The organism is Enterobacter sp. HMSC16D10 (assembly GCF_001807145.1).
GTDB classification, from domain to species: domain Bacteria; phylum Pseudomonadota; class Gammaproteobacteria; order Enterobacterales; family Enterobacteriaceae; genus Enterobacter; species Enterobacter roggenkampii.
The window spans coordinates 18,508-39,361 of the sequence record NZ_KV787923.1; the positions used below are offsets into that span (position 1 = coordinate 18,508).

The following is a 20,854-nucleotide window of genomic DNA, read 5'->3' on the forward strand; positions in this document are numbered from 1 at the left end:
GGCAATAAAAAACCCCGCGCGAGGCGGGGTTTAGGTAAGCGAAACGCGTTATGCCGCTTCAGGTTTACGGTGCTTCTCCGGCAGCTTTACCGGCTGCGTCGCCAGCTCGTCCGGTTCGAAATCATCCACGTTAATGCTGCGCAGACGGCTCTCTTCGGCTTTCACCAGCAGAGCGGCCTCATCTTTATTGATAATGCCACCGGCCAGCGCCTGTTTTGCCAGTTCGTCCAGACGGGTAAACGGCAGGTTTTTGCCCAGCTGTTTACAGATCTTCTGGTGAATCGGATCGGCGGCCATCACGTCAAGCAGCGCCTCTTCCAGCAGACCCACCGGGTTATGCGGCGTCGGTGCCAGGTACTGACCGCGGCCGATGCGGGAACGGGTTGCGCTCGGAACCTGCAGGATCTTCGCCACTTTGTGGTCCAGCTTGTCGGACGGTGCCAGATGGTGACGACCGGTCGGGAAGATCACCACGCGCAGGGCACCAGCCACGAAGCGGTTCGGGAAGTTCGCCAGCAGATCGTCAATCGCCTGTTCAGCCTGATACAACGCATCCTGTACGCCCCAGTGCACCAGGGGCAGATCCGCTTCCTGACGGCCTTCGTCGTCGTAACGTTTCAGGACCGCAGAGGCCAGGAAGATCTGGCTCAGCACATCGCCCAGACGGGCAGAGATACGTTCGCGACGCTTCAGGCTGCCGCCCAGCACCGCCATGGAAACGTCAGACAGCAGGGCCAGGTTGGCGCTCAGACGGTTCAGATGCTGATAATAACGTTTGGTTGCATCGCCGGTCGGCGTGGCGCTGGTAAGGCCGCGCGTCAGGCCCAGCCAGAAGCTGCGCACCTTGTTGCTGCCCACGTGACCGATATGTTTGAACAGCAGCTTATCGAAGGCATCCACGTCGTTGTTCTGCGCCGCGGCCATCTCTTCCAGCACGTATGGATGGCAGCGAATTGCGCCCTGACCGAAGATCATCATGCTGCGGGTCAGGATGTTTGCCCCTTCCACGGTGATGGCAATCGGTGCGCCCTGATAGCCGCGCGCCAGGAAGTTGCCTTCGCCGAGCATAATGCCTTTACCGCCCGCGATATCCATCGCGTCAATAATTGACTGCTGCGCGCGGTGGGTACAGTGGTACTTCACAATGGCCGACAGTACGGCCGGTTTTTCGCCCAGCATAATGCCGTAGGTAATCAGCGTGGCGGCAGCGTCCATCACGTAGGCGTTGCCCGCGATACGCGCCAGCGGCTCTTCGATACCTTCCATCTTGCCGATGGAGATTTTGAACTGACGACGGATGTGGGCGTAGGCACCAATCCCCATCGCCACTGACTTCAGACCGCCGGTTGAGTTCGACGGCAGGGTAATGCCGCGGCCCACCGACAGACATTCCACCAGCATACGCCAGCCCTGACCGGCCATTTTTGGACCACCGATGATGTAATCAATCGGCACAAAGATATCCTGGCCGCGGGTTGGACCGTTCTGGAACGGCACGTTCAGCGGGAAGTGACGACGACCAATCTCAACGCCCGGGGTGGAGGTTGGGATCAGTGCACAGGTAATGCCCAGATCTTCTTCACCACCCAGCAGTCTTTCCGGGTCAGAGAGCTTAAAGGCCAGACCCAGCACGGTGGCGATAGGGGCCAGCGTGATATAACGCTTGTTCCAGGTCAGGCGCATGCCCAGCACCTGCTCGCCCTGCCACTCGCCCATGCAGACCACGCCGGTATCCGGAATCGCGCCCGCATCGGAGCCTGCTTCCGGGCTGGTCAGCGCGAAGCAAGGGATTTCCTGACCGCGTGCCAGACGCGGCAGGTAGTGATCTTTCTGCTCTTCCGTACCGTAATGCTGCAGCAGTTCGCCCGGGCCTAAGGAGTTAGGCACGCCAACGGTAATCGCCAGGATGCCGGAAACGCCTGCCAGCTTTTGCAGGACGCGAGCCTGAGCGTAGGCGGAGAACTCCAGACCGCCGTACTCTTTCTTAATGATCATCGCGAAGAAGCGATGCTCTTTCAGGTAGGCCCACAGCTCTGGCGGCAGGTCGGCCATTTCATGGGTGATGGCAAAGTCGTTCGCCATACGGCAGGCTTCTTCTACCGGGCCGTCAATAAACGCCTGCTCTTCCGCGGTCAGACGCGGCTGCGGGTAGTTATGCAGCTTTTTCCAGTCCGGATTACCCTGGAACAGGTCGCCTTCCCACCAGGTGGTGCCCGCATCAATCGCCTCTTTTTCAGTACGCGACATGGGCGGCATCACCTTGCGGAAGCCTTTGAACACCGGTGCAGAAATCATTGATTTACGCATCGGGGCAAAGTTAAACGGCAGAAGGATGATGGCAAGAGGGACTAAAAGCCAGATAGTCCAGAGACCTGCGACGCCAAGCGCAGCCGTCCAGGCCAGAAGAATCAGGCTGCTCAGGAATAAACTTACGCGGTGATAGAACAACACACCGAGCAGAACAACGGTTGCGAGAATGCTCAAAATCATCATAAAGAAAAGCTCCCTTGCTTGTAGGAGGTCTGACCACTTGTGATGATATGGTTGTAGTTGATGTTATTTCCTTTAGCAATGTGTTTACAAAATAATTACAACCTGGTTCACATTGTTCGCGTTTTACCCGGCACGAAAAAGCAAAACGCCGGACGTTTCGCATGGCTTTAGCTTCTCGCTTTTCCCGCTATCCGGTACACTCCACTGTGTTATTTCATCAATACTGAAGGATTATCCTCATGTACCAGGATCTTATTCGTAACGAACTGAACGAAGCGGCGGAAACGCTGGCGAACTTTCTGAAAGATGATGCCAATATTCACGCTATTCAGCGCGCGGCGGTCCTGCTGGCCGACAGCTTCAAAGCGGGTGGCAAAGTGCTCTCCTGCGGTAACGGCGGCTCTCACTGTGACGCGATGCACTTCGCAGAAGAGCTGACCGGACGCTATCGCGAAAACCGTCCTGGCTACCCGGCGATTGCGATTTCCGACGTGAGCCACATCTCCTGCGTAGGCAACGACTTCGGTTACGACCACATCTTCTCTCGCTACGTTGAAGCGGTAGGCCGTGAAGGCGATGTGCTGCTGGGGATCTCTACCTCCGGCAACTCCGGCAACGTGATCAAAGCGATTACTGCTGCACGTGAAAAAGGGATGAAAGTCATCACCCTGACGGGCAAAGATGGCGGTAAGATGGACGGTACGGCGGATGTTGAAATTCGCGTTCCGCACTTCGGTTATGCTGACCGCATTCAGGAAATTCACATCAAAGTGATCCACATCCTGATCCAGCTGATCGAAAAAGAGATGGCTAAGTAAGACTTCGCTGGGGGGCGCCGGTGCCCCCCGCTGTTGTGGAGGTGATGTATGTGCGAACTGCTCGGGATGAGCGCCAATGTGCCAACCGATATCTGCTTTAGTTTCACCGGGCTGGTGCAGCGCGGTGGGGGAACCGGGCCGCATAAAGACGGCTGGGGCATCACCTTCTACGAAGGCAAAGGGTGTCGCACGTTCAAAGATCCACAGCCCAGCTTTAACTCACCGATTGCCAAACTGGTGCAGGACTATCCTATCAAGTCCCGCTCGGTGATCGCCCATATTCGCCAGGCTAACCGTGGCGAAGTGGCGCTGGAAAATACCCATCCGTTTACCCGGGAACTGTGGGGCCGAAACTGGACCTACGCGCACAACGGGCAACTCACGGGCTATAAGTCGCTGGAGACGGGCAATTTCCGCCCGGTAGGCGAAACCGACAGTGAAAAAGCCTTTTGCTGGCTGCTGCACAAGCTGACGGAGCGCTATCCCCGTACGCCAGGCAATATGGCTGCCGTGTTTAAATACATCGCAACGCTGGCCACCGAACTACGTAAAAAAGGCGTGTTCAACATGCTGCTTTCTGACGGCCGCTATGTGATGGCGTTCTGCTCGACGAATTTGTTCTGGATCACCCGCCGTGCGCCGTTTGGCGTGGCAACGCTGCTCGATCAGGATGTGGAGATAGACTTTCAGAAGGAGACCACACCGAACGATGTGGTCACTGTTATTGCAACGCAGCCGCTGACGGGCAACGAAACCTGGCAAAAGATTATGCCAGGCGAGTGGGTGCTATTTTGTCTCGGGGACCGTGTAATTTGACGCCAGCTGTGGATGGACAACTTCGTGGCTCAGCGGCTTGCTGACCACGTAACGGCCATCCACAACCGAGACAACAGGCGGCTTGTGAGTCTGCTCGAAGTAGTCATAGCCGGGTTTCAGCTGTTTCCAGAAATCCGCGTAGTACGAGTACTTGTGACGCGCCATGTTGGCATCCGTCATGCGGAACGGATAGATGCTGACCTGAACGTTTGGCTGACCAAAGACCAACGCGCCGGTGACAAACTGGAAAATCTCATCAATGCCGGAATCGGTCATCGCGTAGCAGCCGATAGACACGCAGGCACCGTGGATCATCAGGTATTTACCTTCATAACCGTGTGCACGGTCATAGGCATTCGGGAAACCGATATTGATGGCTTTATAGAAACGGCTGTCTGGTTTGAGCTGGCTACGCTGAACGTTGTAAAACCCTTCCGGACTTTTGAAATCGCCCTGACGCTGTTTTGGCCCTAATCCACCGGAGTAGTTACAGATTTTGTAGCTATCAAGCAGCTGATACGTCTCACCCATTTTTACAAACAGATCGAGAGTGCGTTCTTCCTTGAAGATCTGAATATAAACCGGCGATCCCATTAACTGCTGTTTATATTCTTTGCTGATCGGCGTCGTTGAGCTATTACTGCTGAGCAGTCCGGCAAACGACATGCACGGAATCAGAAGCATCGCAATGAACAATGCGATTTTACGCATACTACTAGTTCCTTGATAAAACCATGACCAACTTGCCAGGACGGCAAAAGAGACCCGAAATCAGATTATTCTGTTAGGAGCGCTCACATTAGCACCGCTATAGATTTTCGCAAGAGCCGGGCGGTGAGTTTACAAATTAGTTTTACTTTATAAACCATCAAAATCGCGATGGCTCCAGGAACTTTGCGCATTAGCTCGCAATTTGGCGCGCGCGACGGCGGATTCGCTGCCCGCGAGAAGGGGAAAATGTTACACTTCGCGGCCACTGGATTGTTGTTCATGGAAACCTGCTAACCACATGTTTAAAATCAAAAAAGGACTTGATCTGCCGATTGCAGGCGTGCCCGCGCAGCACGTTTCGACAGGCGCAAGTGTCCGTCATGTCGCCATTGTGGGCGACGACTACCTGGGAATGCGTCCTTCGATGTTGGTACAGGAAGGCGATCGCGTGATCAAAGGCCAGGCACTCTTTGAGGACAAAAAAAATCCCGGCGTGATGTTTACAGCCCCCGCGAGCGGCACCGTTGTGGCGATCAACCGTGGCGAACGGCGCGTTCTGCAGTCGGTGGTGATCCGCATTGAAGGCGATGAACAGCGTGAATTCGCCCGTTACGATGCCGCAGACCTCGCGTCGCTGAGCCGTGACGCTGTTCAGGCTCAGCTTCTGGCGTCCGGCTTATGGACCGCGCTTCGCACGCGTCCCTTCAGTAAATCCCCGGTTCCCGGCACGGAACCGGCCGCGATTTTCGTCACAGCAATGGATACCAACCCGCTCAGCGTGGATCCGCAGCCGGTTATCCTGGCACAGCGCAAAGCCTTTGATTCCGGGCTTACCGTTTTAACCCGTCTGACGTCGGGAAAAGTCCACGTTTGCCAGGCCGGTGGCGGCAAGCTTGGCGGTCATCCTCAGGGGCAGGTCACGTTTAATGAGTTTGCTGGCCCGCATCCGGCGGGTCTGGTCGGGACGCACATCCATTTCCTTGAGCCGGTGAGCCTGACGAAACAGGTCTGGCATCTTAATTATCAGGACGTCATCGCCATCGGTACGCTCTTCACCTCAGGAGAGCTGTGCGCGGAACGCATCATCGCCATCGGTGGGCCGCAGGCTGCAAACCCGCGTCTGGTGAAGACGCTGATTGGCGCGGATATCAATGAACTGCTGAACGAAGAAACCAAAGCAGGCGAAAACCGGCTGATTTCCGGTTCGGTCCTCAGTGGCCGCCATGCCGTGCAGGCGCACGCCTATCTGGGACGTTTCCATTTGCAGGTCAGCATTGTGCAGGAAGGCCGCGAGAAAGAGCTGTTCGGCTGGGTGCTGCCCGGTGCGGAAAAATACTCCGTCACCCGTACCACGCTGGGGCACTTCCTGCGTAATAAGCTGTTTAGCTTTTCGACCAGTACGCACGGCGGCGAGCGCGCTATGGTCCCGATTGGCAACTACGAGCGCGTCATGCCGCTGGATATTCTGCCGACCATGCTGTTGCGCGATCTGCTCGCCGGCGATACCGACAGCGCGCAGGCGCTGGGCTGTCTGGAACTGGACGAAGAAGATCTGGCGCTCTGTACCTATGTCTGTCCGGGAAAATACGAATATGGACCGGTATTGCGCGAGGTGTTAACCCGCATTGAGCAGGAAGGATAACCGATGGGCTTAAAACACCTCTTTGAAAAAATTGAGCCGCACTTTACCGAAGGGAAGCTCAAAAAGTACTACCCGCTGTATGAAGCCACGGCGACCATTTTCTACACGCCGGGGCTGGTGACGAAAGGAGCGGCGCACGTCCGTGACGCCATCGACCTTAAGCGGATGATGATCCTGGTGTGGTTTGCGGTCTTCCCGGCGATGTTCTGGGGGATGTACAACGTCGGTCTGCAGACCATTCCGGCGCTGCACCACATGTACGATGCGCAGCAGCTGACGCAGGTGCTTCAGTCTGACTGGCACTACCGCCTGGCCCAGTCGTTAGGGGTGAGCTTTGCGCCAGACGCGGGCTGGGTGAGCATGATGACGCTGGGGGCGGTGTTCTTCCTGCCGATTTACATCACGGTCTTTATCGTGGGCGGCTTCTGGGAAGTGCTGTTTGCCATCATCCGTAAACATGAGATCAACGAAGGCTTCTTCGTGACCTCTATTCTGTTTGCCCTGATTGTCCCCCCGACGCTACCGCTCTGGCAGTCAGCGCTGGGCATCAGCTTTGGCGTGGTCATTGCCAAAGAGATCTTCGGCGGCACCGGGCGGAACTTCCTTAACCCGGCGCTGGCGGGGCGTGCGTTCCTCTTCTTTGCCTATCCGGCGCAAATCTCCGGCGACCTGGTCTGGACGGCGGCAGACGGTTTTTCCGGCGCGACGCCGCTTTCACAGTGGGCGGCACACGGCGGCGAAACGCTGGTGAACAACGTGACGGGTCAGCCTGTGACCTGGTTTGATGCCTTTATTGGCAACATTCCGGGTTCCATTGGTGAAGTTTCAACGCTGATGATTTTGATTGGTGGAGCAATCATCCTGTTTGGGCGCGTGGCCTCCTGGCGAATTGTGGCGGGCGTGATGATCGGCATGGTGCTGACCGCCACGATGTTCAACGTTATCGGTTCGACCACCAACCCAATGTTCTCCATGCCCTGGTACTGGCATCTGGTACTGGGTGGCTTCGCGTTTGGCATGATGTTCATGGCAACCGACCCCGTCTCAGCCTCGTTTACGGACAAAGGTAAATGGAGCTATGGCGTGCTCATTGGCGCGATGTGTGTCCTGATCCGCGTGGTCAACCCGGCGTACCCGGAAGGAATGATGCTGGCCATTCTTTTTGCCAACCTGTTTGCGCCACTCTTCGATTACCTGGTGGTGCGGGCCAACATTAAGCGGAGGAAGGCGCGTGGCTGAAGTTAAAAATAACGACAGTATCAGCAAAACGCTGCTGGTGGTGCTGGTGCTCTGTCTGGTCTGTTCGATTGTCGTGGCCGGCTCTGCCGTGGGGTTAAAACCCCTGCAGCAGGCGCAACGTGCGCTGGATAAACAGCGCAACATACTGGCCGTGGCCGGGTTGATGCAGGAAGGGATGAGTGCAGACGACGTCTCGGCGGTATTTGCGGAGCGTATTTCACCGCGTCTGGTGGATTTGAAAACAGGCCAGCTGCTGGATAAAGATCCGGCGAAGTATAACCAGGCGCTGGCGCTGAAAGATCCGCAGATGAGCCTGACGCTCGAGGCATCGCAAGATCCCGCCGGGATTAAGCGCCGCAGCAATCTCGCCGAAATTTATCTGGTGCGTGACCCCCAAAAACGCATTCAGGAAGTGGTGCTTCCTGTCTACGGCAACGGCCTGTGGTCAATGATGTATGCCTTTGTGGCGCTTGATACGGATGGCCGTACCGTAAAAGGCATTACGTATTACGACCAGGGCGAAACGCCGGGGCTGGGTGGCGAAGTAGAAAACCCGAACTGGCGGGCACAGTTTATCGGTAAGAAAGTGCTCGACGATAACGGTCTGCCTGCGCTGAAGGTGATGAAAGGGGCGGCACGTCCCGGTGACGACTACGCCGTCGACGGGCTGTCCGGCGCCACGCTCACCTCCAAAGGCGTGCAGCACAGTTTTGATTTCTGGATGGGCGAGCTGGGTTTTGGTCCTCTCCTGAAAAACGTACGTGAAGGAGCGCTGAACAATGGCTGATACCGGTGAACTGAAAGAAGTCAAAAAGGTGCTCATTGGCCCACTGCTGGCCAATAACCCGATCACGCTGCAGGTGCTGGGCGTCTGTTCAGCCCTGGCGGTGACGACCAAGCTGGAAACGGCGGTGGTGATGACGCTGGCGGTCACGCTGGTCACGGCATTTTCGAGCATGTTTATCTCGATGATCCGCCACCACATTCCCAACAGCGTGAGGATCATCGTGCAGATGGCGATCATCGCCTCGCTGGTGATCGTGGTCGATCAGCTGCTGCGCGCCTTCGCCTATGAAACCTCCAAACAGCTCTCGGTGTTTGTCGGGCTGATCATCACCAACTGTATTGTGATGGGGCGTGCGGAAGCCTACGCCATGAAAATGCCGCCGCTGGCGAGTTTTATGGACGGTATCGGTAACGGCCTCGGCTACGGTGTGATCCTGCTGACCGTTGGCTTCCTGCGTGAACTCATTGGCAGCGGTAAGCTGTTTGGCATCACGGTGCTGGACACGGTGCAAAACGGTGGATGGTATCTGCCAAACGGCCTATTCCTGCTGGCTCCCAGCGCATTTTTCATTATCGGTTTGTTGATCTGGCTGATTCGTACCTTGAGACCAGAACAGCAGGAAAAGGAGTAACCGACGATGGCTCATTACCTGAGTTTGTTTGTGCGCGCGGTGTTTGTTGAAAACATGGCGCTCGCGTTTTTCCTCGGCATGTGTACGTTCCTTGCGGTGTCCAAAAAAGTGTCGACGGCATTTGGGCTGGGTATCGCGGTCACCGTGGTGCTTGGCTTATCTGTACCGATTAACAATCTGGTCTACAACTTTGTGCTGCGGGACGGCGCGCTGGTGGAAGGGGTTGACCTCAGCTTCCTGAACTTCATCACCTTTATTGGCGTGATTGCCGCGCTGGTGCAAATCCTGGAGATGATCCTCGATAAGTACTTCCCGTCGCTGTACAACGCGCTGGGGATCTTCCTGCCGCTGATCGCGGTGAACTGCGCCATCTTCGGCGGCGTCTCGTTTATGGTTCAGCGTGATTACAACTTCAGTGAATCCGTGGTGTACGGTTTCGGCTCCGGCATCGGCTGGATGCTGGCGATTGTCACCATGGCGGGGATCCGCGAAAAAATGAAATATGCCAACGTGCCTGCAGGCCTGCGTGGCTTAGGGATCACCTTTATCACCACCGGGCTGATGGCGCTGGGCTTCATGTCCTTCTCCGGTGTGCAGCTATAAGGGCTAACAGATGGAAATTATTCTTGGCGTGGTGATGTTCACGCTGATTGTACTGGTGCTGTCAGGGCTCATTCTGGCGGCGCGCGCGAAGCTGGTGAATTCCGGCGACGTGGTGATTGATATAAACGACGATCCGCAGAATCAGATCCGCACCCCTGCGGGAGATAAGCTGCTCAACACGCTGTCCGGTAACGGTATTTTTGTCTCCTCGGCCTGCGGCGGCGGCGGCTCCTGCGGGCAGTGCCGCGTGACGGTAAAAGAGGGTGGCGGCGATATTCTGCCCACCGAGCTGTCGCATATCACAAAGCGTGAGGCAAAAGAGGGCTGCCGTCTGGCCTGTCAGGTCGCAGTGCGTCAGAACATGAAGATTGAACTGCCGGAAGAGATTTTCGGCGTCAAAAAATGGGAATGTGAAGTTATCTCTAATGATAACAAAGCTACCTTTATCAAAGAGCTGAAGCTGCGGGTACCGGAAGGGGAAGATGTCCCGTTCCGCGCCGGAGGATACATTCAGATTGAGTGCCCTGAGCATACCGTGGCGTATGCGGACTTTGACGTTCCGCAGGCGTACCGCGCCGACTGGGACAAATTCAATCTCTTCCGCTTTGTATCTGAGGTGAAAGAGCCGACGCTGCGCGCCTACTCGATGGCCAACTACCCGGAAGAGAAGGGCATTATCATGCTCAACGTGCGTATCGCCACGCCGCCACCAAATGTGCCGGATGCGCCGCCGGGCGTGATGTCATCATACATCTGGTCCCTGAAGCCGGGCGATAAGGTGACCATCTCCGGCCCGTTCGGGGAGTTCTTCGCGAAAGATACCGACGCGGAAATGGTCTTTATCGGCGGCGGTGCCGGCATGGCCCCGATGCGCTCGCACATCTTTGACCAGCTCAAGCGGCTCGGCAGCAAGCGTAAAATCAGCTTCTGGTACGGGGCGCGTTCGCTGCGTGAGATGTTCTACGATGATGAATTTGAACAGCTGGCGCGTGAAAACCCGAACTTTACCTTCCACGTGGCGCTCTCCGATCCGCAGCCGGAAGATAACTGGACGGGCTATACGGGGTTCATCCACAACGTGCTGTATGAAAACTACCTCAAGCAGCACCCGGCTCCTGAGGACTGCGAGTTCTATATGTGTGGTCCGCCGATGATGAACGCCGCCGTGATTAAGATGCTGAAAGATCTCGGCGTCGAAGATGAGAACATCATGCTCGATGACTTTGGAGGCTGATGATGCTGACGTTTCTGGCAACCTTTGTGGTTTTTGTACTTGTCATCTTTGGCATGTCGTTAGGCTGGATCGTTAAGCGGAAAAGCATTCAGGGCAGCTGCGGCGGTATTTCCTCCATAGGTATGGAGAAAGTCTGCGACTGCCCGGAACCGTGCGACGCCCGCAAAAAACGCATGGCGCGCGAGCAGCAGCGCATTATTTAAGTTTTTGTAGGCCGGGTAAGGCAAAGCCGCCACCCGGCATTCTTACAACTACTTCTCAATCCTCATTTGTTTACTGTATACTTATCCAGTGATGAGTGAGGGCTTACTATGCGCAAAATAATCCATGTTGATATGGACTGCTTTTTTGCCGCAGTGGAGATGCGAGACAACCCGGCGCTGCGGGATATTCCCATCGCCATTGGCGGCAGCCGCGTTCAGCGTGGCGTTATCAGCACCGCCAACTACCCTGCGCGCAAATTTGGCGTGCGTAGCGCCATGCCGACGGCGATGGCCTTAAAGCTTTGCCCTCATCTCACGCTTCTGCCCGGGCGGTTCGACGCCTATAAAGAGGCTTCCCTTCATATTCGGGAAATCTTCTCCCGCTATACCTCTTTGATAGAACCGCTGTCGCTGGACGAAGCCTATCTCGATGTGACCGACAGCGTGCATTGCCACGGCTCCGCCACGCTGATGGCGCAGGAGATCCGCCAGACGATTTTCAACGAGCTGAATCTGACGGCATCTGCGGGGGTCGCGCCCGTTAAATTCCTTGCCAAAATCGCTTCGGATTTAAATAAGCCCAACGGCCAGTACGTCATTACGCCGGAAGAGGTGCCTGCATTTTTAAAAACGCTGCCGCTTGGCAAAATCCCCGGCGTCGGGAAAGTCTCCGCCGCAAAGCTGGAAAGCATGGGGTTACGCACCTGCGAAGACGTGCAGCGAAGCGACCTCGCCATGCTGCTCAAGCGCTTCGGGAAGTTTGGCCGCGTGCTGTGGGAGCGCAGCCAGGGGATTGACGATCGCGATGTGAACAGCGAACGGCTGCGGAAATCCGTCGGCGTCGAGCGAACCCTCATTGAAGATATTCATGACTGGTCCGAATGCGAAACCATTATCACGGAACAGCTTTATCCTGAGCTGGAACGACGCTTAAGCAAGCTAAAACCGGACCTGCTGATTGCCCGTCAGGGCATCAAGCTCAAATTCAACGATTTTCAGCAGACCACGCAGGAACACGTCTGGCCGCGTCTGAACAAAGACGATCTTATCGCGACGGCAAAAAAGGCATGGGAAGAACGCCGGGGCGGGCGAGGGGTGAGGCTGGTGGGATTGCACGTCACGCTGCTGGATCCGCAGTTAGAGCGACAGCTGGTATTAGGATTGTAAAAAAGCCCGGTGCGCTACGCTTACCGGGCCTGGGTTTTTCACCCTCTCGCTGTGGGAGAGGGTATTACTTAACTGGGATCGCCTTAAGCAGTTCAGTCAGCAGCGTCCAGTAATGGCCAACGCTTTCGATATGAACCTGCTCATCCGGCGAGTGCGGACCGGTAATGGTTGGCCCGATAGATACCATGTCCATATTCGGATACGGTTTCTTGAACAGACCGCATTCCAGACCCGCGTGGATCACCTGAATGTTCGGCGTGCTGTTGAACAGACGCTGGTAGGTTTCACGCACCAGTGCCATCACCGGAGAGCTCGCATCCGGCTGCCAGCCCGGGTAGCTGCCTTTGGCGGAGGTTTTTGCGCCCGCCAGCGTACCCAGAGATTCCAGCATGCTCACCACATACTCTTTACCGCTGTCGATAAGGGAGCGGATCAGGCAGATGATCTCCGCGCTGTCGTCGCTCATGGTCACCACGCCCACGTTCAGTGAGGTTTCCACTACGCCTTTCGCCACGTCAGAGTTGCGGATGACGCCGTTTGGCGTCGCGTTCAGCAGCTGAACGAAGGTGTCACGAGACTGCACGGTCAGCGCGGCTTTATCTGTAGAAACAGATTCTAGCACCACGGTCAGGTTCTTCTCTTTCGCCGACAGTTCGTTTTTCAGGATATCCAGGTACACGGTGGAGAGTTTTTTCAGCTCGTCGGCTTTTGCCGCTGGAACCGCTACGGTGGCGAAGGCTTCGCGCGGGATCGCGTTGCGCAGGGTACCGCCGTTGAAGTCTACCAGACGCAGATCCAGCTCGGCCGCATGGCCTGCCAGGAAGCGTGCCAGCAGCTTGTTGGCGTTACCCAGACCCAGATGAATATCACCGCCGGAGTGGCCGCCTTTCAGCCCTTTCAGCGTCAGCTTGAAGGTCTGGAAACCGGCAGGAATCGCTTCGCGTGACAGCGGCAGGGTAGAGATGAAATCAATCCCGCCCGCGCAGCCCATGTAGATCTCGCCTTCTTCTTCGGAGTCGGTGTTGATCAGGATATCCGCCTGCAGCCAGTTCGCCTGCAGACCGAACGCCCCGTCCATGCCCGCTTCTTCGGTCATGGTCAGCAGCACTTCCAGTGGACCGTGCTCAACGCTGTCGTCAGCCAACACGGCCAGCGCAGAGGCCATACCGATGCCGTTATCCGCACCCAGGGTGGTGCCGCGCGCTTTCACCCAGTCGCCGTCGATGTACGGCTGAATCGGGTCTTTGGTGAAGTCGTGAACGGTGTCGTTGTTCTTCTGTGGCACCATGTCCAGGTGCGCCTGCAGCACAACCGGTTTACGGTTTTCCATGCCTGCGGTGGCGGGTTTGCGGATCAGAATGTTGCCAACCTGGTCACGTTCCGCATGCAGACCTTTTTCCTTCGCCCAACCCATAATATGTTCGGCAAGCTGTTCTTCATGGTAGGAAGGGTGTGGAATGGAGCAGATTTTGGCAAAAATATCCCACAGCGGCTGCGGAGATAGTTGAGACAGTTCAGACACGATAAGTCTCCTTGTCGAGGCGCTGCAAACAGGGTTGCAGGTCACAGGGTTAGCAGGTTAATAGTTACCACAAGTCAGGCTTGCGAGATGAAACTGAGAATACCACTTTCTCTGCTGGCTGGTAGCATAAAGCATGTAAAAACTCAGGCAGAGGGCGCTAAACACTGGTTTTTAGTGCGTCAGATCTCTATAATCTCGCGCAACCTATTTCCCCCTCGAACACTTTTTAAGCCGTATAAAAACAGGCTGGGACACTTCACATGAGCGAAAAATACGTCGTCACCTGGGACATGTTGCAGATTCACGCACGCAAACTGGCTGCGCGTCTGATGCCTTCCGAACAGTGGAAAGGCATTATTGCCGTCAGCCGTGGCGGTCTGGTACCGGGGGCGCTGCTGGCACGTGAGCTGGGTATTCGTCATGTCGATACCGTTTGCATCTCCAGCTATGACCATGACAACCAGCGCGAGCTGAAAGTGCTGAAACGCGCGGAAGGCGACGGTGAAGGCTTCATCGTTATTGATGACCTGGTGGATACCGGCGGTACCGCGGTGGCTATCCGTGAAATGTATCCGAAAGCACATTTCGTCACTATCTTCGCGAAGCCTGCTGGCCGCCCGCTGGTTGACGATTACGTGATTGATATTCCGCAGGATACCTGGATTGAACAACCATGGGATATGGGCGTGGTCTTCGTACCGCCAATCTCGGGTCGTTAATCACGTTCCGCAATTAATTTAACGCCCGGTGATGCCGGGCGTTGTTTTTTTTAGTCTGGCGCGCGTTACAATAGTCTCTATACGACGTATTCATGGAGGCAATGCAATGACGCAGGCGAATCTCACCGAGACTCTCTTCAAACCCCGTTTCAAACACCCTGAAACGTCGACGCTGGTGCGTCGCTTCAATCCGGGTACTCAGCCTGCCGTCCAGTCTGCGTTAGACGGTAAAAACGTGCCTCATTGGTATCGCATGATTAACCGCCTGATGTGGATCTGGCGCGGTATCGACCCCCGTGAAATCCTTGATGTGCAGGCACGTATCGTGATGAGTGAAGCCGAGCGTACCGACAGCGAACTCTATGATACGGTGGTGGGCTACCGTGGCGGAAACTGGATCTACGAGTGGTCTAAACAGGCGATGCTCTGGCAGCAAAAAGCCAGCCAGGAAGAGGATGCCACGCGCAGCGGCAAACACTGGCTGCATGCGGCCAACCTCTATGCCATTGCCGCGTATCCACATCTGAAAGGCGATGAGCTGGCTGAACAGGCGCAGGCGCTGGCGAATCGCGCCTACGAAGAGGCGGCTCAACGCCTGCCGGGCCAGATGCGCGAGCTTGAGTTCGCTGTTCCGGGCGGGGCGCCCATTACCGGGTTCCTGCATATGCCCGAAGGTGAAGGCCCGTTCCCGACCGTGCTGATGTGCGGCGGGCTGGACTCTCTGCAAATTGACTATTACAGCCTGTATGAGCGCTACTTCGCACCAAAAGGGATCGCGATGCTGACGCTGGATATGCCCTCAATTGGCTTCTCCTCCAAATGGAAACTGACTCAGGATTCCAGCCTGCTGCACCAGCATGCGCTAAAAGCGCTGGAAAACATTCCGTGGGTTGACCACACCCGCGTGGCGGCATTCGGCTTCCGCTTTGGCGCAAACGTCGCGGTGCGTCTGGCTTACCTTGAATCCTCCCGCCTGAAAGCTGTCGCCTGCCTTGGACCGGTCGTTCATGCTCTGCTCAGCGATCCCGCACGCCAGGGGAGCGTGCCCGAAATGTACCTTGATGTGCTGGCCAGCCGTCTTGGCATGCATGATGCATCAGACGAAGCGCTGCGCGTTGAGCTCAATCGCTACTCGTTAAAAACGCAAGGGTTGCTGGGACGTCGCTGCCCGACGCCGATGCTGTCGGGTTTCTGGAAAAACGATCCGTTCAGTCCGGAAGAAGAGTCGCGCTTAATCACGTCGTCATCTGCGGATGGCAAATTGCTTGAGGTGCCGTTCAGCCCGGTCTATCAGAATTTCGATAAAGCTCTGAAGGAGATTACGCGCTGGATCGCTCAGAGATTGTGTTAATAGATTGCTAAATTTCGCTGGTTTGGTAAAACAGTGGCTTCACAAAAGGAGATCGCAATGACGTTACCGAGTGGACACCCGAAAAGTAGATTGATTAAGAAGTTCATGGCTCTTGGCCCGTATATTCGAGAAGAGCAGTGTGAAGAGAATCGCTTTTTTTTCGACTGCCTGGCTGTATGCGTCAACGTGAAGCCTGCACCCGAAAAACGTGAATTCTGGGGCTGGTGGATGGAAATGGAAGCAGAGGAAAAACGCTTTACGTATAGCTACCAGTTTGGCCTGTTTAATAAAGACGGTAACTGGCAGGCCACCACCATTAAAGATCAGGAAGTGATCGATCGCCTGGAATATACCCTGAAAGAGTTTCACGACAAAGCGAGCGCACTGCTGGCCACCCTGGACCTTAAGTTCGAGCCAGCGGATGATTTTTCCAGCGAAGCGGTGAAGCTGACCGCCTGATAGCGTCACAGCGCCGGGTGGCGGCTTCGCCTTACCCGGTCTACAAAATGCACTATCCCGTAGGCCCGGTAAGCGCAGCGCCACCGGGCAAAATACTCCCGGCTTATCTGCCGGGATTTTCTTATTCGGATAATCTTAGAACTGGTAGGTCATACCCAGGGCAACGATATCATCGCTGCTCACGCCCAGTTTATTATCGTCGTCAATCTGGTTAATTTTATAATCAACAAACGCGGACATATTTTTGTTGAAGTAATAGGTCGCGCCAACGTCAATATATTTCACCAGATCTTCGTCACCAATACCTTCGATATCTTTGCCTTTAGACTGGACATAACCCAGGGAAGGACGCAGACCGAAGTCGAACTGATATTGTGCAACGACTTCAAAGTTCTGTGCCTTATTGGCAAATCCGCCAGAAATTGGCGTCATGTTGCGGGTTTCTGAATACATCGCTGCCAGATAAATATCGTTCGCGTCATATTTCAGACCGGTAGCCCAGGCTTCGGCTTTCTGCCCCTGACCACGCGCCAGCAGGTTCTGCGCGTTGGTGCGGTCAGAGTTAGTGTAAGCACCGCTGACGGCAAAATCGCTGCCGCCGAAGTCATAGCTCAGAGAGGTACCAAAACCGTCACCGTTCTGCTTCTTGGCGTCACGGTTTTCGTTTTTACCCTGGTACTGCAGGGTCATGTCCAGGCCGTCAACCGCGCCGAAGAAGTCGGTGTTGCGGTAGGTGGCAAGACCGGTCGCACGCTTGGTCATGAAGTTATCGGTCTGCGCGGAAGAGTCGCCGCCGAACTCAGGGAACATGTCGGTCCATGCTTCGACGTCATACAGCGCACCCAGGTTACGACCGTAATCCAGAGAGCCAAAGTTTTTCAGCTTCAGGCCTGCGAACGCCAGACGGGTTTTCTGAGAGGAGTCGCTCTCGGCTTTGTTACCCGCAAATTCAGATTCCCAACGACCATAGCCCGTCAGCTGATCGTTAATCTGGGTTTCGCCTTTAAAACCGAAACGAACGTAAGTCTGATCGCCATCTTTGGTGGCATCATCGCTGATGTAGTGCATGGCTTTCACTTTGCCGTACACGTCCAGCTTATTACCATCTTTATTATAAACTTCAGCTGCGTGAACGGATGCAGAAGCCACTACGCCCATAACCATTAATGCCAGAGTGCTCTTTTTCATTTTCGATCCTGTCTTATAAACGCGCTAAAAAATTCGCTGGACAATAAGCTCATGCTTAAGTCCCGTGAAAAAACAGGAAGGGTTTTATCGTTCTGGAATGAAACTTTTATGACAAACTAAGAATAATTTTAAAAAACTGTGATTTATTATTTCGGTAATAAAAGTGTCAAATTCTCCCGCTACGCTTCCTGATCCCGCGCAACAAAGTGTTTCGCGATGTGCTAAGGCAGTTGGCAACGGGGCTGACTCCTGCTAAAACGTTCGTTCGACATTACTTTCCCTTATCGTTGAACGGCAGAGAATCATGAGTGACAGCCAGACGCTGGTGGTAAAACTCGGTACCAGTGTTTTAACAGGCGGATCGCGCCGCCTAAATCGCGCCCACATTGTTGAGCTTGTACGTCAGTGCGCTCAGTTACATGCCGCAGGGCATCGTATTGTAATTGTGACCTCCGGGGCGATTGCCGCCGGGCGTGAACACCTGGGTTACCCCGAACTCCCCGCGACGATCGCCTCTAAACAGCTGCTGGCCGCCGTGGGACAAAGCCGACTCATTCAACTCTGGGAACAGCTGTTCTCTATCTATGGCATCCACGTCGGACAGATGCTGCTGACGCGTGCGGATATGGAAGACAGAGAGCGCTTCCTGAACGCCCGCGATACCCTGCGCGCGCTGCTGGACAACAATATCGTTCCGGTCATTAACGAGAATGATGCCGTTGCTACCGCTGAAATCAAAGTGGGTGATAACGATAACCTCTCTGCGCTGGCCGCCATTCTGGCTGGCGCCGATAAATTACTGCTTCTGACCGATCAGCAGGGGTTGTTCACCGCCGATCCGCGCGCTAACCCGGAAGCTGAGCTGATTACCGACGTTCACGGCATCGACGATGCGCTGCGCGCCATCGCCGGTGACAGCGTGTCCGGCCTCGGAACGGGCGGCATGGGGACCAAGCTGCAGGCCGCCGACGTGGCGTGCCGCGCCGGTATCGACACCATCATTGCCGCGGGCAGCCGCCCTGGCGTGATTGGCGACGTGATGGAAGGCATCTCCGTTGGCACCCGCTTCCACGCCCAGGAATCTCCGCTGGAAAACCGTAAACGCTGGATATTTGGCGCGCCGCCTGCGGGCGAACTCGTCGTTGATGAAGGGGCGACCGCCGCGATTCTGGAACGGGGAAGTTCATTACTTCCTAAAGGAATTAAAAGCGTGACAGGCAACTTCTCCCGTGGTGAAGTGATCCGCATCCGTAACCTCGAAGGCCGCGACATCGCCCACGGCGTAAGCCGCTATAACAGCGATGCCCTGCGCCGCATCGCGGGTCACCATTCGCAGCAGATCGACGCCATTCTGGGCTATGAATATGGCCCGGTTGCCGTGCATCGCGATGACATGATTATTCGTTAAGGAGCCAGAACATGCTGGAACAAATGGGCGCCGCCGCGAAGGCCGCCTCTTACAAACTGGCGCTCCTTTCCAGCCGCGAGAAAAACCGCGTGCTGGAAAAAATCGCTGATTATCTGGAATCTCAGTCCCAGGAGATTTTGCTCGCCAACGAGCAGGATTTACTGGAAGCGCGTCGCAACGGTCTGAGCGAAGCGATGCTCGACCGCCTGGCATTGACCCCGGCCCGCCTGAAAGGCATCGCCGACGATGTTCGTCAGGTCTGCAATCTGGCCGATCCGGTAGGGCAGGTGATTGACGGTGGGCTGCTGGACAGCGGTTTGCGCCTGGAGCGCCGTCGCGTGCCGCTCGGCGTTATCGGCGTTATTTATGAAGCCCGTCCAAACGTGACGGTAGATGTCGCCTCCCTGTGCCTGAAAACCGGCAACGCCGCCATTCTGCGCGGTGGGAAAGAGACCTGGCGCACCAACGCCGCGACGGTGAAAGTCATTCAGCAGGCGCTGGAAGAGTGTGGCTTACCGGCGGGTGCCGTGCAGGCAATTGAGAGCCCGGACCGCGCGCTGGTCAACGAAATGCTGCGCATGGACAAATACATCGACATGCTGATCCCACGCGGCGGCGCGGGGCTGCACAAGCTGTGCCGCGAGCAGTCGACGATTCCGGTGATCACCGGCGGTATTGGCGTGTGTCATATCGTGGTAGACGACAGCGCTGAGATTGCTCCTGCGCTGAAGATTATCGTGAACGCGAAGACCCAGCGTCCAAGCACCTGTAACACCGTGGAAACGCTGCTGGTGCATCAGGGCATAGCGAACACCTTCCTGCCGGCCCTGAGCAAACAGATGGCAGAGAGCGGCGTGACGCTGCATGCTGACGCCAGTGCGCTCTCGCTGCTGCAGGATGGCCCGGCTAACGTCGTTCCCGTCAACGCGGAGCAGTACGACGACGAGTTCCTGTCACTGGATCTGAACGTGAAAATCGTGAGCGATCTTGACGACGCGATTGCGCACATCCGTGAGCATGGCACGCAGCATTCTGACGCCATCCTGACGCGTACGCTGCGCAATGCCGATCGCTTCGTGAACGAAGTGGATTCCTCTGCGGTGTATGTGAATGCCTCCACCCGCTTCACCGACGGCGGCCAGTTCGGCCTCGGCGCTGAGGTGGCGGTCAGCACGCAGAAACTGCACGCCCGCGGTCCGATGGGGCTGGAAGCGCTGACCACGTACAAGTGGATCGGCTTCGGCGACGATACGATTCGTGCGTAAATAATCACGGGTGATGCAAAAATAGCCGTTTGATTCAAAAGGGCATTGACGCATCACCCGGATAGATCTAACCTTTTGCCCCGTGGTTACACTCGTAACCGGCCTCTCAGGGCCGATATAGCTCAGTTGGTAGAGCAGCGCATTCGTAATGCGAAGGTCGTAGGTTCGACTCCTATTATCGGCACCATCCTCTAGTTTTCTCACGACGATTCACATCAACAAAACCCTTCAAAACATACAAATTACGCTATTTTAGTCGTTTGAGGTCACCCCTTGTCTCATGAAATCAACATGCGATTGGGGCGTAATCAGGGCATCTTATGTTCGGCTTAGTAAATGTGTCCTCGATGATGCTGAATGCCAGTCAGGTAGAAGCCGCTAAAGGTAAAGATAAAAGCTATAAACCATAAACCATCTGATGGAGGTGGCCTGTAACAGAGGTAAAAAAACTCAGTATGTTACCTTTCGTTACCTCTCAATTTAATACTTGCTACCAGTGTTACACGTTCAGAACAAAATAGAGGGGAACCAAAATCCTTTCTTCTGGTAAGCAACAGAGGTTTCGCTATGCGAGTGATGAAAATTTACTGCCCGGAGT

General features: G+C 55.6%; 19 protein-coding genes and 1 tRNA gene. 16 read left to right on the top strand and 4 right to left on the bottom strand.

What is annotated here, in order from left to right:
* Positions 1-48 precede the first annotated feature (48 nt).
* Complete coding sequence (fadE, locus tag HMPREF3143_RS23710) at positions 49-2,493, bottom strand: acyl-CoA dehydrogenase FadE (RefSeq protein WP_032664056.1); 2,445 nt, start codon at positions 2,491-2,493, stop codon at positions 49-51.
* 239 nt (positions 2,494-2,732) lie between these two features.
* Between fadE and lpcA the strand changes: the two genes are divergently transcribed.
* Complete coding sequence (gene lpcA / locus HMPREF3143_RS23715) at positions 2,733-3,311, top strand: D-sedoheptulose 7-phosphate isomerase (RefSeq protein WP_008500263.1); 579 nt, start codon at positions 2,733-2,735, stop codon at positions 3,309-3,311.
* Between the two features lie 48 nt (positions 3,312-3,359).
* On the top strand, positions 3,360-4,127 hold the full coding sequence (locus HMPREF3143_RS23720; RefSeq protein WP_070534377.1) for a class II glutamine amidotransferase: 768 nt from the start codon (positions 3,360-3,362) through the stop codon (positions 4,125-4,127).
* Here the strand turns inward: HMPREF3143_RS23720 and dpaA are convergent.
* The gene (dpaA, locus tag HMPREF3143_RS23725; RefSeq protein WP_008500261.1) at positions 4,098-4,838 is read right to left on the bottom strand and encodes a peptidoglycan meso-diaminopimelic acid protein amidase; all 741 of its coding nucleotides are present in this window, start codon (positions 4,836-4,838) and stop codon (positions 4,098-4,100) included. The genes HMPREF3143_RS23720 and dpaA overlap by 30 nt on opposite strands.
* A 298-nt stretch (positions 4,839-5,136) precedes the next feature.
* Here dpaA and HMPREF3143_RS23730 point away from each other — a divergent pair, with 298 nt between their 5' ends.
* The 8 genes from HMPREF3143_RS23730 to dinB all read left to right on the top strand — a co-directional run bounded on the left by HMPREF3143_RS23730 (position 5,137) and on the right by dinB (position 12,344).
* Positions 5,137-6,480 (top strand): Na(+)-translocating NADH-quinone reductase subunit A, encoded by a 1,344-nt coding sequence (locus HMPREF3143_RS23730; protein ID WP_070534378.1) that lies wholly within the window; start codon positions 5,137-5,139, stop codon positions 6,478-6,480.
* A 3-nt stretch (positions 6,481-6,483) separates the two neighbouring features.
* Positions 6,484-7,719, top strand: coding sequence for an NADH:ubiquinone reductase (Na(+)-transporting) subunit B (locus HMPREF3143_RS23735; protein WP_070534379.1), 1,236 nt, complete (start codon positions 6,484-6,486; stop codon positions 7,717-7,719).
* Positions 7,712-8,506 carry a Na(+)-translocating NADH-quinone reductase subunit C gene (locus HMPREF3143_RS23740; RefSeq protein ID WP_070534380.1) on the top strand — a complete coding sequence of 265 codons (795 nt, stop codon included), beginning with the start codon at positions 7,712-7,714 and terminating at the stop codon, positions 8,504-8,506. Before HMPREF3143_RS23735 ends, HMPREF3143_RS23740 begins: the two co-directional genes overlap by 8 nt.
* On the top strand, positions 8,499-9,137 hold the full coding sequence (locus HMPREF3143_RS23745; protein WP_008500256.1) for an NADH:ubiquinone reductase (Na(+)-transporting) subunit D: 639 nt from the start codon (positions 8,499-8,501) through the stop codon (positions 9,135-9,137). The genes HMPREF3143_RS23740 and HMPREF3143_RS23745 overlap by 8 nt, the downstream gene beginning before the upstream one ends.
* A gap of 6 nt (positions 9,138-9,143) precedes the next feature.
* The gene (gene nqrE / locus HMPREF3143_RS23750) at positions 9,144-9,740 is read left to right on the top strand and encodes an NADH:ubiquinone reductase (Na(+)-transporting) subunit E (protein WP_008500255.1); all 597 of its coding nucleotides are present in this window, start codon (positions 9,144-9,146) and stop codon (positions 9,738-9,740) included.
* A 10-nt stretch (positions 9,741-9,750) separates the two neighbouring features.
* Positions 9,751-10,974: an NADH:ubiquinone reductase (Na(+)-transporting) subunit F gene (gene nqrF / locus HMPREF3143_RS23755; RefSeq protein WP_008500254.1), complete on the top strand. Its 1,224-nt coding sequence runs from the start codon at positions 9,751-9,753 to the stop codon at positions 10,972-10,974.
* Entirely contained in the window at positions 10,974-11,177 is a 204-nt protein-coding gene (nqrM, locus tag HMPREF3143_RS23760; protein WP_023615899.1) for a (Na+)-NQR maturation NqrM, read from the top strand. Before nqrF ends, nqrM begins: the two co-directional genes overlap by 1 nt.
* A 108-nt stretch (positions 11,178-11,285) precedes the next feature.
* Positions 11,286-12,344: a DNA polymerase IV gene (dinB, locus tag HMPREF3143_RS23765; protein ID WP_023293207.1), complete on the top strand. Its 1,059-nt coding sequence runs from the start codon at positions 11,286-11,288 to the stop codon at positions 12,342-12,344.
* A 64-nt stretch (positions 12,345-12,408) separates the two neighbouring features.
* Here the strand turns inward: dinB and pepD are convergent, their stop codons facing one another.
* Positions 12,409-13,866, bottom strand: a complete 1,458-nt coding sequence (gene pepD, locus HMPREF3143_RS23770; RefSeq protein WP_008500251.1) for a cytosol nonspecific dipeptidase — start codon at positions 13,864-13,866, stop codon at positions 12,409-12,411.
* A 260-nt stretch (positions 13,867-14,126) separates the two neighbouring features.
* Between pepD and gpt the strand changes: the two genes are divergently transcribed.
* From gpt to crl, 3 genes are all read left to right on the top strand, one after another.
* Complete coding sequence (gene gpt / locus HMPREF3143_RS23775; RefSeq protein ID WP_003863205.1) at positions 14,127-14,585, top strand: xanthine phosphoribosyltransferase; 459 nt, start codon at positions 14,127-14,129, stop codon at positions 14,583-14,585.
* A 106-nt stretch (positions 14,586-14,691) separates the two neighbouring features.
* Positions 14,692-15,936, top strand: coding sequence for an esterase FrsA (gene frsA, locus HMPREF3143_RS23780; RefSeq protein WP_025912589.1), 1,245 nt, complete (start codon positions 14,692-14,694; stop codon positions 15,934-15,936).
* 57 nt (positions 15,937-15,993) lie between these two features.
* Positions 15,994-16,395, top strand: coding sequence for a sigma factor-binding protein Crl (gene crl, locus HMPREF3143_RS23785; protein WP_008500249.1), 402 nt, complete (start codon positions 15,994-15,996; stop codon positions 16,393-16,395).
* A gap of 135 nt (positions 16,396-16,530) precedes the next feature.
* On the opposite strand, the gene phoE is transcribed toward crl, so the two are convergent.
* Entirely contained in the window at positions 16,531-17,583 is a 1,053-nt protein-coding gene (gene phoE, locus HMPREF3143_RS23790) for a phosphoporin PhoE (protein ID WP_008501878.1), read from the bottom strand.
* Positions 17,584-17,887: 304 nt separating this feature from the next.
* Between phoE and proB the strand changes: the two genes are divergently transcribed.
* The 3 genes from proB (at position 17,888) to HMPREF3143_RS23805 (ending at position 20,443) form a co-directional block, all read left to right on the top strand.
* Positions 17,888-18,991, top strand: a complete 1,104-nt coding sequence (gene proB / locus HMPREF3143_RS23795) for a glutamate 5-kinase (RefSeq protein ID WP_021242883.1) — start codon at positions 17,888-17,890, stop codon at positions 18,989-18,991.
* A gap of 11 nt (positions 18,992-19,002) precedes the next feature.
* On the top strand, positions 19,003-20,256 hold the full coding sequence (gene proA / locus HMPREF3143_RS23800; RefSeq protein ID WP_021242884.1) for a glutamate-5-semialdehyde dehydrogenase: 1,254 nt from the start codon (positions 19,003-19,005) through the stop codon (positions 20,254-20,256).
* A 111-nt stretch (positions 20,257-20,367) separates the two neighbouring features.
* Positions 20,368-20,443 (top strand) — tRNA-Thr (locus tag HMPREF3143_RS23805).
* The last annotated feature ends 411 nt before the right edge of the window (positions 20,444-20,854 follow it).

Bases quoted from the DNA above. Each gene is read 5' to 3' on its own strand.
- fadE (WP_032664056.1), bottom strand. From the start codon at position 2,493: ATGATGATTTTGAGCATTCTCGCAACCGTTGTTCTGCTCGGTGTGTTG.
- lpcA (WP_008500263.1), top strand. From the start codon at position 2,733: ATGTACCAGGATCTTATTCGTAACGAACTGAACGAAGCGGCGGAAACG.
- HMPREF3143_RS23720 (WP_070534377.1), top strand. From the start codon at position 3,360: ATGTGCGAACTGCTCGGGATGAGCGCCAATGTGCCAACCGATATCTGC.
- dpaA (WP_008500261.1), bottom strand. From the start codon at position 4,838: ATGCGTAAAATCGCATTGTTCATTGCGATGCTTCTGATTCCGTGCATG.
- HMPREF3143_RS23730 (WP_070534378.1), top strand. From the start codon at position 5,137: ATGTTTAAAATCAAAAAAGGACTTGATCTGCCGATTGCAGGCGTGCCC.
- HMPREF3143_RS23735 (WP_070534379.1), top strand. From the start codon at position 6,484: ATGGGCTTAAAACACCTCTTTGAAAAAATTGAGCCGCACTTTACCGAA.
- HMPREF3143_RS23745 (WP_008500256.1), top strand. From the start codon at position 8,499: ATGGCTGATACCGGTGAACTGAAAGAAGTCAAAAAGGTGCTCATTGGC.
- nqrE (WP_008500255.1), top strand. From the start codon at position 9,144: ATGGCTCATTACCTGAGTTTGTTTGTGCGCGCGGTGTTTGTTGAAAAC.
- nqrF (WP_008500254.1), top strand. From the start codon at position 9,751: ATGGAAATTATTCTTGGCGTGGTGATGTTCACGCTGATTGTACTGGTG.
- nqrM (WP_023615899.1), top strand. From the start codon at position 10,974: ATGATGCTGACGTTTCTGGCAACCTTTGTGGTTTTTGTACTTGTCATC.
- dinB (WP_023293207.1), top strand. From the start codon at position 11,286: ATGCGCAAAATAATCCATGTTGATATGGACTGCTTTTTTGCCGCAGTG.
- gpt (WP_003863205.1), top strand. From the start codon at position 14,127: ATGAGCGAAAAATACGTCGTCACCTGGGACATGTTGCAGATTCACGCA.
- frsA (WP_025912589.1), top strand. From the start codon at position 14,692: ATGACGCAGGCGAATCTCACCGAGACTCTCTTCAAACCCCGTTTCAAA.
- crl (WP_008500249.1), top strand. From the start codon at position 15,994: ATGACGTTACCGAGTGGACACCCGAAAAGTAGATTGATTAAGAAGTTC.
- phoE (WP_008501878.1), bottom strand. From the start codon at position 17,583: ATGAAAAAGAGCACTCTGGCATTAATGGTTATGGGCGTAGTGGCTTCT.
- proB (WP_021242883.1), top strand. From the start codon at position 17,888: ATGAGTGACAGCCAGACGCTGGTGGTAAAACTCGGTACCAGTGTTTTA.
- proA (WP_021242884.1), top strand. From the start codon at position 19,003: ATGCTGGAACAAATGGGCGCCGCCGCGAAGGCCGCCTCTTACAAACTG.